This is a genomic window from Marinobacter sp. C1S70, from assembly GCF_000475355.1.
In the GTDB taxonomy this organism is placed as follows: domain Bacteria; phylum Pseudomonadota; class Gammaproteobacteria; order Pseudomonadales; family Oleiphilaceae; genus Marinobacter; species Marinobacter nauticus.
Genome location: NZ_AXBW01000028.1, coordinates 21,287 through 35,473, shown reverse-complemented (window position 1 = coordinate 35,473; position 14,187 = coordinate 21,287). Strand labels below are relative to the sequence as shown.

The 14,187-nt window shown below is 57.7% G+C and carries 14 protein-coding genes; all 14 read right to left on the bottom strand.

Going from position 1 to position 14,187, the window contains the following annotated elements; genetic code table 11:
- Positions 1-19: 19 nt before the first annotated feature.
- The gene (locus Q669_RS09375; protein WP_264673059.1) at positions 20-3,238 is read right to left on the bottom strand and encodes a DUF6701 domain-containing protein; all 3,219 of its coding nucleotides are present in this window, start codon (positions 3,236-3,238) and stop codon (positions 20-22) included.
- 11 nt (positions 3,239-3,249) lie between these two features.
- Positions 3,250-3,663, bottom strand: coding sequence for an MSHA biogenesis protein MshP (locus tag Q669_RS09370; RefSeq protein ID WP_022992043.1), 414 nt, complete (start codon positions 3,661-3,663; stop codon positions 3,250-3,252).
- Positions 3,653-4,438, bottom strand: coding sequence for a type II secretion system protein J (locus tag Q669_RS09365; protein WP_022992042.1), 786 nt, complete (start codon positions 4,436-4,438; stop codon positions 3,653-3,655). The genes Q669_RS09370 and Q669_RS09365 overlap by 11 nt, the downstream gene beginning before the upstream one ends.
- Positions 4,438-4,944 carry a type II secretion system protein gene (locus tag Q669_RS09360; protein ID WP_022992041.1) on the bottom strand — a complete coding sequence of 169 codons (507 nt, stop codon included), beginning with the start codon at positions 4,942-4,944 and terminating at the stop codon, positions 4,438-4,440. The genes Q669_RS09365 and Q669_RS09360 overlap by 1 nt, the downstream gene beginning before the upstream one ends.
- A complete protein-coding gene (locus Q669_RS09355; protein ID WP_022992040.1) occupies positions 4,941-5,384 on the bottom strand; it encodes a type II secretion system protein in 444 nt (147 codons plus the stop codon). The genes Q669_RS09360 and Q669_RS09355 overlap by 4 nt, the downstream gene beginning before the upstream one ends.
- Positions 5,385-5,454: 70 nt before the next feature.
- Positions 5,455-5,949: a type II secretion system protein gene (locus Q669_RS20015; RefSeq protein ID WP_022992039.1), complete on the bottom strand. Its 495-nt coding sequence runs from the start codon at positions 5,947-5,949 to the stop codon at positions 5,455-5,457.
- Positions 5,950-6,004: 55 nt separating this feature from the next.
- The gene (locus Q669_RS20010; RefSeq protein ID WP_022992038.1) at positions 6,005-6,523 is read right to left on the bottom strand and encodes a prepilin-type N-terminal cleavage/methylation domain-containing protein; all 519 of its coding nucleotides are present in this window, start codon (positions 6,521-6,523) and stop codon (positions 6,005-6,007) included.
- A gap of 36 nt (positions 6,524-6,559) precedes the next feature.
- Positions 6,560-7,141, bottom strand: coding sequence for a hypothetical protein (locus Q669_RS09340; RefSeq protein WP_036149308.1), 582 nt, complete (start codon positions 7,139-7,141; stop codon positions 6,560-6,562).
- On the bottom strand, positions 7,142-8,371 hold the full coding sequence (locus Q669_RS09335; protein WP_022992036.1) for a type II secretion system F family protein: 1,230 nt from the start codon (positions 8,369-8,371) through the stop codon (positions 7,142-7,144).
- Positions 8,371-10,140: a GspE/PulE family protein gene (locus tag Q669_RS09330; RefSeq protein ID WP_022992035.1), complete on the bottom strand. Its 1,770-nt coding sequence runs from the start codon at positions 10,138-10,140 to the stop codon at positions 8,371-8,373. Before Q669_RS09330 ends, Q669_RS09335 begins: the two co-directional genes overlap by 1 nt.
- The gene (locus Q669_RS09325) at positions 10,137-11,288 is read right to left on the bottom strand and encodes a tetratricopeptide repeat protein (RefSeq protein WP_022992034.1); all 1,152 of its coding nucleotides are present in this window, start codon (positions 11,286-11,288) and stop codon (positions 10,137-10,139) included. Before Q669_RS09325 ends, Q669_RS09330 begins: the two co-directional genes overlap by 4 nt.
- Positions 11,285-12,124 (bottom strand): ExeA family protein, encoded by an 840-nt coding sequence (locus Q669_RS09320; protein ID WP_022992033.1) that lies wholly within the window; start codon positions 12,122-12,124, stop codon positions 11,285-11,287. The genes Q669_RS09325 and Q669_RS09320 overlap by 4 nt, the downstream gene beginning before the upstream one ends.
- Positions 12,124-13,839, bottom strand: a complete 1,716-nt coding sequence (gene mshL, locus Q669_RS09315; RefSeq protein WP_227501079.1) for a pilus (MSHA type) biogenesis protein MshL — start codon at positions 13,837-13,839, stop codon at positions 12,124-12,126. Before mshL ends, Q669_RS09320 begins: the two co-directional genes overlap by 1 nt.
- Positions 13,840-13,856: 17 nt before the next feature.
- Positions 13,857-14,186, bottom strand: coding sequence for a hypothetical protein (locus tag Q669_RS09310; RefSeq protein WP_022992031.1), 330 nt, complete (start codon positions 14,184-14,186; stop codon positions 13,857-13,859).
- Between the last annotated feature and the right edge of the window lies 1 nt (position 14,187).

Sequence of the window (14,187 nt, the reverse complement as noted above, 5' to 3'; positions counted from 1 at the left end):
GACCTCCCCTTGGGTTAACTCAGCGCTCTCTCCAATAGATCACTCGATCGTGGCCCCGGTAGACACCAAAAGTTGCAGTCGCAGTCGGGTCATCGAGACTGCCGTCGCCGTCCAGATCATCCTTTTTCCAGTCCTCGACGCCACCCCAGATAAGAGTATCGGTTCCCTCTGAGCCATTGGTCTCCAGCACCAGGGGCCCACCGAGGCCATCCGTAAAGGTGCCGTTGGCCGTCACAAGGTCATGGTGATTGGCGGAGTTGCTGGTAATGTTAGAGGTATTCCAAGGCGTACATCCTGGGCTGTCATCGCTGAGAACAAAGCGGGTACCGTTCCAGTATTCCATCTGCAGAGGCATTTGCAGCTTTTCGATATTCTCTGGCCCGTAGACATTCTGGGGCGACAAGCGACCATAGCGGACAGGAAAAGCGGCAATAGGTTTAATCGGCTCACCGCCAGCAGCAATGCCGGTGACAGGTACATTGTCCGCGTCGGTCATCGGCTGAAGCAGGAAAGTCAGATCTGGAGAAAACGGCGCAATCCGGCTGGCTGCGGATTTGGGGTATACAAACTTGTCAGCATCGTTAAACCGATAACGCACAATGCCATCCGTCTCACTGTCCCGATTACCTGAGCTGAGTTCTGAAGCGCCGGACTCTCGTCGAAAAGGCACAGGCGTACCTGCACCGTCGTCTAAGGTTTTCAGGTTATCCGTATTCGGAACCAGGACTTCAAAACGATTTGCCGGTAACTGCACGATAACATCCGGATGGGTGTAATTTCGGGTAAGTTGCCGCGGCACCTGTCCATTCAGCGCTTCAATACGAAGTTCGGGAATACCGGAAGCGTCCCAGCCAAACGTCTGGCCCGTGTATGCAAAGCCCCCACACTCTGGGCTCAACTCCCCCTCGCCTATCACCGTTAGCGAGAGCTGATCCGGTATCATTCGAGCAGTCATCGCCTGATCGGATGCAGGCACATCGCGGCCCAGGTAACCGCCTGACAAAGCTTGGGTGCCAATGGAAAAAATGCCCACTTCTGTCAGCGTCAGTGATTGAGCGCCATCACCGTAGTCAAGTGTGGCTTCCAGCAAGTTACCTTCAACACCTGCTGCCGGGAACTCCAGTTGGTGAGAGACGGGTACACTACCAAGGATAAAGGACGGCGCAGGCGGCTTATCAGCGCAACTGAAGCTCGCCACACCCGGCGCGTCCCTATAGGCCCGAGGCGTCACACTGAACGGCACACCGGCCGACAGAGTGTTGGAGCACCCGGGATCAGAGCTTGTGCACTGTCGCTCGGGAATCAGGCATAGACCCCGTGGCGCCATGACATAATTCGTGGCCCCTTCGATGACCAACGTGCCTCCATCGGGCTGGTTTGCCTCTGTATAACGGGCAAGCAAACTGTTGCGGCCAGCATCGTTGTAAAGGATAGAGACATTTCTCGCCACGCCGTCATCGTCAAAAGTAATGGGAACTGCCGTCTGGGGACTGCCATTCGCTGCCACCTCAATGCCACCGATTCTGGTGGGCCAAGTCACCACCCGATCTGCAACGCCCGGATTAAGGTAGCCAGTACCAAATTCGATCGTTTTGGTTTGTCCGGCAAACAAAGCTTTACACTGTCCGCTTTGCTCATCCGTTTCCAGCGCGGACATAGAGAAAGCCCGCCCTTGCTCACCGGCTATCAGATCCTGGGGCATTTCAAACACAAAACCCACATCCCGGAATGTGATATCACAACTGCCCGAACCATCAGGTGCCAGGCACACCACACCGTTGTCCGGTGCCGGAGATGCGCTGCTGATACTGAGAGTGACGGTTTCTTCAGTAGAACGCTGGAATTGCAGATTGGCAGCGCCCGTAAGCGTTACATTCTGAGCAGGCAACCACCCGGCAGGCTGCAGGGTGAGATCCACCGGGTCCGGGTACAGGCTGCTGCAATCGGCATTTGCGCAGGCCAGTAATTCCAAATCCGAGGCCTGACAGGTCAACCCTACGCCCGGATGGATGATACGAATATGATCGAGAACTATGGTTGGTTCTTCAGGTATGCAGGCACCGCCAAAATCGACGCTTCCAGCAGCCGTTTCATCATAGGTAAACTTGCTGTTACCTCCTCCGGTATCAATACTGCCTTTAGCCGCCAGAACACCTACGATCACCGAGTTATTTTTGAAGTCGATATTGCCAGTGACGTAGATCACGGCATTGATCTCTGCATTATTCTTGAACGTCAGGTCTCCATCGACAATCAAAAGCAGATCCCTAGCGTTACCGTCTTTGTTCATTGTGAAGTTTTGACCATCAATGATCAGGTCTCCATCAACCAGCACACGTGCTTGCCCATCCACAGTGATGTTAATTTTGTTGTTGTTAAAAGTTCTACCCTCATAGACGTGTGCGCCGGCAGGAATGACGCTGTCATCAGGCCAGGGTTGGGATTTGCGGGGATCGAAGATACTCAGATCCAGTCTTTCCTCTGGCAAAAGTTCCGGATTTTTGCCATTCTCAGAGTCAAAAGCGGCACTGCAACTGGGCACCGGCAAGGCCTGATACGTGAGTCGGATCTGACCATTAGCACCAGCTCCGCCACTTCCTAGTGTTCCACCACCACCACCGCCCCCACCCGGGGCTTCGCCAGGTTCGCCATCATCACTGAAAATTAACCAGAAGGTGCCACCTTCATCTCCTCCATCACCCCCTCCTGGCGGGGCGGTGCCTCCTTCACCGTCACTAGCATCAATACCGTTGCCATCTGGGCTCGCAGATGAACCACCACCGCCGCCCCGCGTCAAAAACACTCCACGATCACCAGCTCCGCCGCTATAACGAACTGAACCAACCCCCTGTTGAGCAGAACCACCAGAAGCTCCAGAGCGCCCGGACGCACTTTCACCTCCTCTTGCGAGAACCAATGAACGACTTCCAAACCAACTGTCACCACCAGGATTATCAGTCCATGAGGGAGCACCTTGTCCAACCTGATACAAAATGTCTGAACCAGGATCTACCTCCATCAACTGTCGCGAGTAGGCCCCACCACCACCTCCACCACGGTTGGCACCTTCACCACTGCCGCCCGCGCCCCAGAGCTCAACATTAATCTCATACACCCTCGCCGGAACGTTGAACGTATCTTCCCCAGGTTTAGTTATTGTCTGAACCGTTTCTGCACTTGAGCTGTCCGGATAGACAGACAGCACCAGCAATAAAAACTGACAGAACTTCAACAACACCCTCCGCCCGTTCATCGTACCCTCACCTCAATTCCTCGCTTGGTCCGGTACGGGTCGTTGCCGCAGCTCCCCGTACTGACGATCGTATAGACCGTATCACCACCGGGGCCGCTTATATCTGCCGTCAAAGCCTCACACGCCAGACTGGCACTACAGCCCGCCAGTCCGTCGGCACTGAAGTTCAGGGGGCTTGCTGAAAGCACGGCCGGACAGCCGCCATCCAGTGCTTTGCGAACGGCAGACTGGGCGCCGCTTTCCGCCGCAAAAAAAGCTCGCTGGGACTGAATCTGCAGGCTCACAGACTGGCCGCTCCCCTCCTGCAACTGGGACATGCCCAGAACCAGCAGTGAAAGTACAGTGACAATAAACAGCGCTATGGGCAGGCCCGCGCCGCACTGCGGAGTGATGACTTTGTCAGGGTACATTGCGGATCTGTACCTCCTGACTCAGGTCGGTAGTTTCGCCAGTGCCGGTATCTTCCAGAACCATGCGGAAGGACACCACAGCCCCGCGCTGCAGAGACTGGGGCTCTACCTCGAACTGCAGTGTGTTTTCCCGCAGATTGGCGGCCAGAACCTCACGGTCAGGCATGGTCACGGGTAAGTTGCTTGCCGGAGCCGTATGGATCCCGTAATTTTTGTATCGATACAGAAAACGCCCCTGCTGGCAGAAAGCCCGGGGACTGTCCACGATATAGAAACGTTTCTCGGGCGACTGGCTGGCGAACCGGTGGGTTGCTCCGCCATCAAACGTGACGGTAACCGGGCCGGAGCCCGATGGCATTGTGGCAGGGGGAGACACCGGCCCCGGATAGGTCAAGTTGTACACATTACTGCCATAGCCGTAGACCACCACACGACCGCTCGCTGAGCGCTCGTCCGGCAACGGTACTGCTGTAAACGAATTCGGCGTATTGCTAACCGGCAGGCTCAGGTAGTTGGAAGCGGCGATAATCGGCATCCACTCGATACAACTCTGATCAGAGTTGGTACGAATGGACGTCGGCAGTGCCGCCCGCAAGGAGCGGCTGATCTGTTCACTGATGACCACACTGGACAGGGCCCTCTGTTGCCGAGATCCCACGTCGATCGCACCCTGGGTGGACAGGGTGACGAACTGCACCGAGATGGTGGCGACAATGCCCAGCAGCACAATCACCATCACCAGTTCCACCAGTGTGAAGCCCGTAACCCTGCGCATCAGAAGTTCGCCTTGTAGGCAGTGAAACTGAAGTTCTGGTCGCCGGGAGCGGTGATCGTCAGATCGATACGCTTCGCCTGCCCCGCCGGCAGATCCAGCCCACCGGCATCGCAACTGACATCCACCGCCACAGTGAAGCCGTTATACCCATCCAGTGGACCCTCGGCATCCTCCGGAGGTGAATCCGCCAGCCCGTCGTAGTCATCCACATCGTTGAACTCGCGCCGGTTGCCGGCCCCTTCTTCTGTCGCGATACTGCATCCGCCACTGTATCGAGGCACCCCGCCCTGGGGCGCATTGTGATCGTATTTTCGGGTGATGATCTCATCCATATACAACTGTGCCAGCTCCACCGCCCGGGTCTGGTTCAGAGGGTCGGCACTGCGGCCGGTAATCAGGGCAAAGGCCCCCACCACACCGGCAATCGCAACGCTGATAATGACAATGGTCATCACCAGTTCAATCAGCGTTGCACCATTATGGTGTACCGACAGCCGCTGCATCATGGCTGGCACGCTCCGCTGTATACCGCCCCGAGGGAACTCACACAAATGTCATACCGGCTGTCACCGATAAAAGAAAGCTGAAGGTTATTGCCACTGATGGGCGCGCCGTCTTTATTGAACTGGATATCCAGTGGCAACCCCCCCGGTACCGTAAGTTCAGTACCTTCTTTTGGAATAGACCAGGAGCCGATACTCCCAACTGAGTAGGTAAACGAACTGCCACCATCAGAGACAGTGACAGTATCGTTTTCATTGCCGGCCATGGCGGCCTGGCGGGCCAGCAGCGCAGCGGAATTAAGTTGCTGCGCTGCCAGCAGGGGAGAGAAGGCGGAACGATTGGCAAAGAGGCCCACACCCAGAACGGACAGGACACCAATCAGGATGATGACCATGACCAGCTCAATAAGGGTGAACCCAGATTCCAGCTTCGCAACCGGCACTTAGGTTACTCCCGAATTCGTCCTACCCAAGTTCGACATCCAAGATACTCTCGGACTTTCCGTCACTGAATCAGCAGCCGCCATCATTGACCGTAACACTGTATGTGCTCGTAATCGGAGCTGTGTTATCAGTGGCCGCATTCGCAGCAGTGTACTGGACGGAACAATTCGCCTGAATCTCAAGGGTAATGGTATCCCCGCCGGCGGTACCACCAGTATCGGTCGTTGAAACGGTATAGTCGTTTGTTGTATCCACGTCGATAGCAGCGATAATGCCGGCGGTATCTGCCGTAGGATAGCCATTGACCATAGTGACCGCCTGGCCTTCCAGAGTCACACTCGTGCCGAGGGTACTACCGCTCGCAAGCTGGGCAGAGTGAGCAATCGATGCCGCGGACTTCATAGCACCCGCGAGCCCTTGAAGCGATGAAGAGCGTGCATCGCCCCCCAAATCCGCAAACCGCGGCAAAGCAAACGCCGCCAGAATGCCCAGGATCACAATTACCATAACCAGTTCAATCAGGGTGAAACCCTTCTGATTTCTTGCAGGAATCATATTCATCATTGCCGTTACCTCTTACGTTTGTCGTGAAGTTCTAATTGAAACTATCGCATCGTTCTTAGTTTATATTTGTGACCACAGAGCCATCAGCGGTGTCGTAGGTAATGGTGCTGCCCTGACCATCCAACTGATATTCATATTCGCAAGCTGTACCAACCACAGCCGCCCAATAGTCGGCGTCCGCATTGGCGGCTGTAGCGGTTGAGATTGTCGGGGCGTTAGCCTGCAGCAATCCCTGCCATACCTGCACACAACGATTCTCGTTCGGGGCACCCGTAATACCGTTGGTCGAAGTTGCCCAACCTTCATCGTTAACTGCCACGTCGTCATCGCCGAAACCATCAACGGCGGACACGGCGGCGGTCTGGCCATTCGACACCCACTGGGCTTTGACCAGCGCAACGCCCGCGCTCAGCGCCCCAGCAGTACCCTTGATACTCGACTGATGCGCCTGCTCAGAAAGCTGCGCAAACCGCGGCAGCGCAAATGCTGCCAATATGGCCAGGATGGCGATTACCACCACCAGCTCGATCAGGGTGAAACCTTTTTGCTTCTGTTTGCTGTTGTACTGCGTCATTCGTCAGCCTCTTGCCGGTTCAATCGTGTTGGCCATTCAGCGCCTGGCGTCCTGCCGGTTCACTGTGGTTTGCTGAAACGGTACCGGCTTTAGTGTCAGGCCGGTCAGCCGTTCGTCTTGCTCCCGCAGGTTATTCCTGTTGCGGTCAGCAAATTCGGTTGTCACTCGCCAGGCGATCGGCTGTTCGGGATGCACGCGCTTGCCTTCTATGGTTATCGGCTGCTTCGGTTTATAAATTAACCAACCCCTGGCCGTTTCGCCTGTTTCTTTTTGTTGCTGGTTTGCAAAACACCAGCTGCCGGAGTCCGGCTCGTTCTCGCCACAATCGCCCTTGTAGCTGGCCCATTGGTGGTCGAGCCAGTTGAAGGGATTACGCCCTTCCAGGCGGGCCAGGCTCTGATCCCGGCTCAACATGGCTTCCGCACCTTTAATCACCAGCGAGGAGCGAAGCTGCGTCAGCACCATGGCCACGCTTTGCTGTTCCACCTGCTGCAGCTCTCTTTCCAGCCTGCCCAGCAGCACCCACCAGAGCACAAATAACACCACCAGGGCCGTCAGCATCCTCATCCGCCGGGCATTGGCCAGGCTATCAGCCGAAGACCAGCGTGGCTCCTGCACCTAGCCCCGCCCCATGGCGGCCGCTCCCAGATCCCAGATAGGCAGGAAAACCCCCAGCGCCAGTATCAGTACCAGAATCCCCATGGCCACAATCAGGATCGGCTCGATGGATTCCGCCAACCGTTTCAGGCCATAGTCCACATCTTCGTCGTAAAAATCGGCGACGTTATTGAGCATGTCATCCACCGAACCGGTTTCCTCGCCTACAGCAATCATCTGCAGGATCAGGGGCGTGAACATCTCGCTGTGTCGCGCGGTTCGCAGCAGGCTTTCACCGCGTTCAATACCAAGCCGCATGTCTTTAATATGGCTGCCTATCCAGGCGTTGTCGGTGGCGTCGGCAACCACCGTAAGCGCATGGGTGACCGGCATCCCGGCCTTGAGCATGGTGGCAAAGTTTCGGGCAAAACGGCTGAGGGTAATCAGCTCCAACAGTGGGCCGATGATGGGCAGCTTTAGCTTGTAGCGATCCCACATCAGCCGGCCCCGATCGGTCTGCTTCCACTGGCGAATCAGCACAGCACCGGCAGCCACCGCAAACAACATCACCGGCCAGTACCCGAGCAGGAAATTCGACGTACCTACGAGCACCTGGGTCAGGAATGGCAAGTCTGCGCCCAGCTTGGCAAACACCGAGGCAAAACGCGGAATGACCAGGAAGTTCACCACCATCAACGCCGCCAGAAGTGCGATCACCACAAACGTCGGGTAGCGCAGTGCCTGTTTTACCCGTCGTTTGGTGTCGCGTTCCAGCTCCAGTATCTCCGACAGACGCTTGAACGAATCGTCCAGCATCCCGGTGTTCTCCCCCACGTGGATCATGGCGATGAACAGTTCGGAGAACACTTTCGGGTGCGCCTGCATGGCTGTGGCCATGGTGGTGCCACCTTCCAGGCGGTTGGTAATGTCCTCCAGCACCTCCGCCAGCACTGGCGAGCGCGTGGTTTCTGCCAGCCCGCGCATGGTGCGGATCAGCGGTATGCCGGCCTTGGTCAACGCGTGCATCTGGCGGCAGAACACAATCAGCTCATCCAGCGTGACCGCTTTGCGGAACAGGGGCAGCTGGTTCAGCTTGTCCAGTGCCGACGAGGTATCTTCCTGTTCGCGAATGGTCAGCGGGGTAATACCGCGGCGCATCAGTTCGCTGGCCGCCGCGTCCGGATTGGCGGCAGTCAGAGAACCTTGCTGGACAACACCCCGGTTGTCCTTGCCCCGGTAACTGAACTGCATCAGCTATCCACTCCTATGGCGGTATCGCCGCCCAGGTCATCGGCATCCACCGACATGCCGGCTTCCGATGTGGCCGCTACTCGTGCCACTTCCTGCAATGAGGTAACCCCCTGCAGGGCATAGTCCATGGCGCACTGCCCCAAAGGCCGATAGATGGGGCTTCGGCGGGCGGCCCGGGTAAAGTCAGAGACATCCTTGCGGCGCAGCGCATCCAGCATGTCCTCGTCCATTTCCAGCATTTCGTAGACGCCCAGCCGGCCCTTATAGCCGGTGTTGCTGCACTGGTAGCAGCCCTTGCCGTGAATAAACCCGGCCTCAATGTCGAGCGGATCCAGATCAAAGGCCTGCAGCCAGATCAGCTCCTGTTCGGTGGGCTGGTAGGGCTCTTTACAGTTGTCGCATACCCGCCGAACCAGGCGCTGAGCCACCACGCCCAACAGGGAACTCGCCACCAGGAAGGGCTCTGCCCCCATATCAATCAGGCGCATGGCACTGCTGATGGAATCGTTGGTGTGCAAAGTGGACAGCACCAGGTGGCCGGTCATGGCGGCACGCAAACCAATCTCGACGGTTTCGTGGTCGCGCATTTCACCCACCAGAATGATATCCGGGTCCTGGCGCAGAGAGGCGCGCAACACGTTGGCAAATTCCAGTCCGATTTTTGGATTCACCTGAACCTGGGTAATCCGTGGCAACCGGTATTCCACCGGGTCTTCAGCGGTAATGATCTTGACCTCGGGTTTGTTCAGCTCGGTTAACGCGCCATACAGGGTCGTGGTTTTACCGCTGCCGGTGGGGCCGGTTACCAGAATCATGCCGTGGGGCTTTTTGATCAGCTTACGGAAACGTTCCAGCAAGTGCGGTGGCATGCCGGTACCCTGAAGATCCAGCATACCCTGGCTCTGGTCCAGCAAACGCATCACCACCGATTCACCATATTGCACAGGCATGGTGGATACCCGCACATCGATACTGCGGCCTTTTACCCGCACGTTGAAACGGCCATCCTGCGGCAACCGCTTCTCGGAAATATTCAGGCCCGCCATCAGTTTCAGGCGCAGGACCAGCGCCGCGTTCACGCGCTTTTCCTTCATCACCTGTTCCTGAAGCACCCCGTCCACCCGCTGGCGGATACGCACCACCGACTCATCCGGCTCGATATGAATATCCGAACTCCGGGCCTGCACGGCGTCCTCAAACAGAGTCTGCAATAGTTTGACCACCGGAGCATCAGCGCTTTCGGATTCGGCAGACAGGTCCGCCAGGTCGAAGGCATCATCGCCCAGCTCGTCTTCCAGCTCCTCGGCCAGCGAGGCAATCTCGTCGGTACGGCGGTAGACCAGGTCCAACGTGTTGAGCAGTTCGCTTTCCCGAACAACCGCCTGTTTGATGGGCTGCTTGAGCACCCGCACCAGTTCATCGTAGGCAAAAATATCGAGCGGGTCGGCCATGCCCACCAGCAACTCGCCCCCCTGTTCCGCCAGCACAATCGCCCGGAACCGGCGCGCCAGGGCCTCAGGCAACTTCTTTACCAGTTCGTTGTTGAACTGGTAGTGGCGCAGTTGTACGAACGGCACCTCCAACTGGCGGGAGAGGATATTAAGCAGGTTATCCTCATCCACATAGCCCAGATCAATCAGGGTCCGGCCCAGTTTCCGGCCGGTGTTCTTCTGCTCCCGCAGCGCCGTCATCAGTTGCTGTTCGGTGATGACGTCGTTCTGGACCAGCAGGTCACCTATGCGAATTTTTTTCTTCGGTTCTGTGGTCATGATCCTGCCTGCAATGCATTCAAGCGTTCACGGGCGTAGTCCGCCAGCGCCGGAGACAGTCCCGGTAAGGCTGCAGCCTGGGCATAGGCCTGCACCGCACTGCGGCTGCGCCCTCCGGTTTCCAAAGCAATGGCCAGGCCCAGCCACCAGGCAGGGCGACTGTCGTCGTAGGCAATGAGTTCCGCCCAGTGGCCGGCAGAGGCCTCCGTCTGGCCCGCCTGTTGCAACAAGGTAGCCAGCGTGATGCGGTACTCTGGCTGGTCAGCCACAGCCGGCACCCGGGTAGACAACGTGGCCACCGCCTGCTCAAGCTGCCCCAGCTCCAGTAAAGCTCTGGCCCGGAGCAGGCGCAGGCCGGCGTAATCGTCAGTCACCTCAGTCGGCAGCCAGCCAAGCGCCCGTTCTGTTTTTCCCTGCACCAGCAGGTCACGGGTAACCACTTCCCGGCTGTTCGGTGCCGGTTGGCTTTCAGTCAGCGAGGCCAGCAACTGCTCGGCCTCAGCATTGCGCCCTGACGCCAACAGACTGGCCAGCTCACGGCTGGTGCGCAGGTCGATCGCTTCCGGTGTTTCGCGGGGTTGTTTCACGGATGTCCGGGCCGGCGTTGCCGCAGGTTCAGGCTCAGCAATGGCGACAGCCGGCTCAGGCTCCGCCGCGCTGGCTTTTTCTGCTACGGCCACCTCGGGTGTGGCTGGCTCCTGCTGTTCAGTCGGTTCTGCCAGGTGCCGGACCGGCTCCTCAACCGTTTCGATGGTGGCCGGCTCTGGGGCTACAGCAGGCTCAGCTGTCACCACCGCTTCAAGAACAGGTCTGGCTACTGATTCAGGCGGTGTAACCGCGGAAGATTTCGCCGCCTCCGTATTCGGCCGGAACTGCGCCACAGTCTGAGTTTCGAGAAGATCTTCGGGGACGGGGGCTGGCGCCACATTGGCTTCAGTAAGCGCTGGGGCAACCGTCTCGCCTTTCGAGATAAACCACCACACTACGCCAGCGCCGAACACCAGGAAGCTCACAAGAACGAGCAGCAAAGCGGCTTTTGCACCGGATCCCGTACCCGCTGTTGTGCTGTTACCGGTATACACCGCCGACACCTGTGGTTGTTGCTGCCGCTGTTCGGCCGCCCTCAGGGCATCGTTCAACAGGCTCATAACCACCTCCCGAACAGTCCGAGGGAACGGGCGCTTTCGGTATCCCTGACCGCAAGCAGCGCGTGCCTGCGATTGACTAATCGATCCCCCTGCCCCCAAGCCGCCAGCATGGCCTTGTGAGCCAGCACGTTCACCAGCCGTGGAATACCTCCCGACGCCCGCCAGATCACTCTAAGAGCAGCTGGCGCGAACAGGTCAGAGCCGTTATACCCCGCCTGGGAGAGCCGGTGCCGAAGATACTGGCTTACCGAATCCCGGTTCAGGGGTTGCAGCCGGGTCTGGAAGGTAATGCGCTGGCGCAACTGGCGCAGACTATCCTTGCTCAGGGTCGTATCCAGCTCCGGCTGACCGAACAGCACGATCTGCAGCAGCCGGGTGCTTTCGGTTTCCAGGTTGGTCAGCAGGCGCAGGGCTTCGATGGTTTCTTCCGGCATGGCCTGGGCTTCGTCAATCACCAGCACCACTGGCTTCTGGTCCATGGCCAGAGCAATCAGTTTCTCGTTCAGGGCCTTGAGGATCTGATGCACGTTGGCGCACACCGCCACGTCCACACCCAGCTCCTCCGCCACGGCCTCGTAGAGCGTATCCGGCGGAAGGTTCGGGTTGGGCACGTAGGCGGTGCAGGCTTCTTTATCGAGTTCATTCAGCAACAGGCGGCACAGCAGGGTCTTACCGGTGCCGACTTCCCCGGTCACCTTGATAAAGCCTTCCCGCTGCCGCAGCGCCACCAGCAAAAGCTCCAGGGCATCGGAATGACTGGGCGACCGCAGGAAGTAGCGGGTGTTGGGCGTCAATGCAAACGGTGCTTCCTGCAGTCCGAAGTGGCTCTGATACATCAGCGCGGCGCAGTCTCGGGTTGTGGCTTGACGGATTCAGACGAATTCAACAGCTCCCGTAATACATTCATGCGCTCACGGGAGGCACTGACATTGGCCTGCATCTGACCGGCATTGGCGACGACCGGACGCAACAGGATAACCAGCTCACTCTTGCGGGATTCGAAATTGCGCTGTTTGAACAGCTCTCCCAGTAACGGGATCTCGCTGAAGAAAGGCACCGCTGAATTGTTGTCCTCGCTGCTGTTCTGGATCAGACCGCCAATCACCACAATCTGGCCACTTTCGGCCCGGATGACGCTATCGGTTTCGCGAACAGTGCTTCGGGCCAGTGGCAGGGTGACATCCCGTTCCCCGATGGTAATCACCTTTTCCTGATCCGCCACTTCGCTCACGGATGGATGCACATGCAGGGTGATGGCGCCGTCTTCGGCGATCTGAGGAGTCACATCCAGAGAGATGCCGGAAAAGAACGGCGTCAGCTCGACGGAGGTTGATGTGCTGTCGGTAGCGGTAACGGCGGAATTGTTGTCATCAAAATCAATGTCGGTTACGAAGAACTCATCGGTACCCACTTTGATCACGGCCTTTTGGTTGTTGATCGTGGATATTCTCGGGCTGGAAAGGATCTGTACATTGCCCTGACGCCCCAACAATTCGATGACAGCGTTAAAGCTTCCTTCCCGAATAGTGGCAGAGAACAATCCGCCGATATCCGACGTTCTGATGATCTGACCGGTCACACTTTCAAAGGTAAATTCCGCAGGCAAGCCATCACTAGCGGTTACTGAAGAAGCGCTCTGAAGATCGGACCAGTTGATACCCTGCTGGTATCCCTCATTCAGCCCAACTTCCAGAATCTTGGCTTCCAGCACAACCTGGCGCTGCATAATCAGCTCAGTCTTGCGCAAATAGTTTTCCACCAGCCTCAGATCATCGGCACCAGCCCGGACCATAACCAGCCCGGCCCCGGGGTTTACCACAACCTGCCCTTTATCACCGCCCACAATCATGTTCAGGGCGTCGCGGATATCACTCCAGAAATCCGATTCGGTCTGAGTCGATATCGTGGTACCGACCAGATTGCGGGTTTCATTGTCTTCATTGTTATCGTTGCTGCCAGCCCCCTCTCTATTGCTTCGGGAACTGCTGACCTGCCCGGAACTAACACGGGTTTCCGAGCCGCCACGGCGCTTGAAGTGCAGATAATCGATGGGGAACAGGCGGGTCTGAACCTGATCGGCCGCCACCCGATATAGCCGACCAGCACGGGTAATATCCAGGCCATACAGGTCTGCCGCTATGTCCATGACTTCAGGAACGGTCACATCGCTCAGTCGAAGACTGACCGTCGTGGCCACATCCGGGCGAACCACCACGTTATAGCGGGTGCCGGCAACCAGTGCCTCAAAAAAACTACTGGCCGGAACATCCGAGGCGTTCACATCGAAGCGCTCATCCTGTTGCGGGCTGCTACTCAGAGGCGGCAACAACTGGCTGCTGATATCGGCAGCCGATGGCGCAGGCACCGCACTCACGTTACTGGCTATCCGCTGACTCTGTTCAGCCTGTTCCAGGGTTCGATCGATTTCGTCAGCCACATCCGAAGAGGTCGCCGCCGAGGTGCGCATTAATGGGTTATTACTGCAGGCCGCCATAAACAGTGACAGCGCAAGTACAAGCGCCGTTTGGGCCTTCGGTCTGAATGCGTTCATTGTTGTCCGCTTGTCTGTCATTGGGTTCTCCGCACCTGCGGAAGGGTTTCCGGGTACAGCACCCGTTGTTGGCCGTTATCCAGGATTTCAACCCGGTCGCGGTATATCCGGCGCACACGAATCCCGTCGTGGCTCTCTCCCTCGGTCAGGGCAACGCCTTCAATCACCGCCACTCTTCGATCCGCGCCATGCACAATGGAGCCAAGCTCCAGGGTTCGCGGCGGCGTTGCTTCCACAGCCCGGCTCTGAACACCCGGAGGCCTGGTGGGATCCTGCAACGCCTGCGCTGGAAGCGCCACAGCAGCGGCCATCACGATCACGGCAGTACCAACAATTTGCCAGCTCACA

What these genes read in the sequence shown, in the direction of transcription:
- Q669_RS20010 (WP_022992038.1), bottom strand. Translation starts at nt 6,523, where the DNA reads ATGACGCAGTACAACAGCAAACAGAAGCAAAAAGGTTTCACCCTGATC.
- mshL (WP_227501079.1), bottom strand. Translation starts at nt 13,839, where the DNA reads ATGAACGCATTCAGACCGAAGGCCCAAACGGCGCTTGTACTTGCGCTG.
- Q669_RS09330 (WP_022992035.1), bottom strand. Translation starts at nt 10,140, where the DNA reads ATGACCACAGAACCGAAGAAAAAAATTCGCATAGGTGACCTGCTGGTC.
- Q669_RS20015 (WP_022992039.1), bottom strand. Translation starts at nt 5,949, where the DNA reads ATGATGAATATGATTCCTGCAAGAAATCAGAAGGGTTTCACCCTGATT.
- Q669_RS09335 (WP_022992036.1), bottom strand. Translation starts at nt 8,371, where the DNA reads ATGCAGTTCAGTTACCGGGGCAAGGACAACCGGGGTGTTGTCCAGCAA.
- Q669_RS09360 (WP_022992041.1), bottom strand. Translation starts at nt 4,944, where the DNA reads ATGATGCAGCGGCTGTCGGTACACCATAATGGTGCAACGCTGATTGAA.
- Q669_RS09325 (WP_022992034.1), bottom strand. Translation starts at nt 11,288, where the DNA reads ATGAGCCTGTTGAACGATGCCCTGAGGGCGGCCGAACAGCGGCAGCAA.
- Q669_RS09370 (WP_022992043.1), bottom strand. Translation starts at nt 3,663, where the DNA reads ATGTACCCTGACAAAGTCATCACTCCGCAGTGCGGCGCGGGCCTGCCC.
- Q669_RS09365 (WP_022992042.1), bottom strand. Translation starts at nt 4,438, where the DNA reads ATGCGCAGGGTTACGGGCTTCACACTGGTGGAACTGGTGATGGTGATT.
- Q669_RS09320 (WP_022992033.1), bottom strand. Translation starts at nt 12,124, where the DNA reads ATGTATCAGAGCCACTTCGGACTGCAGGAAGCACCGTTTGCATTGACG.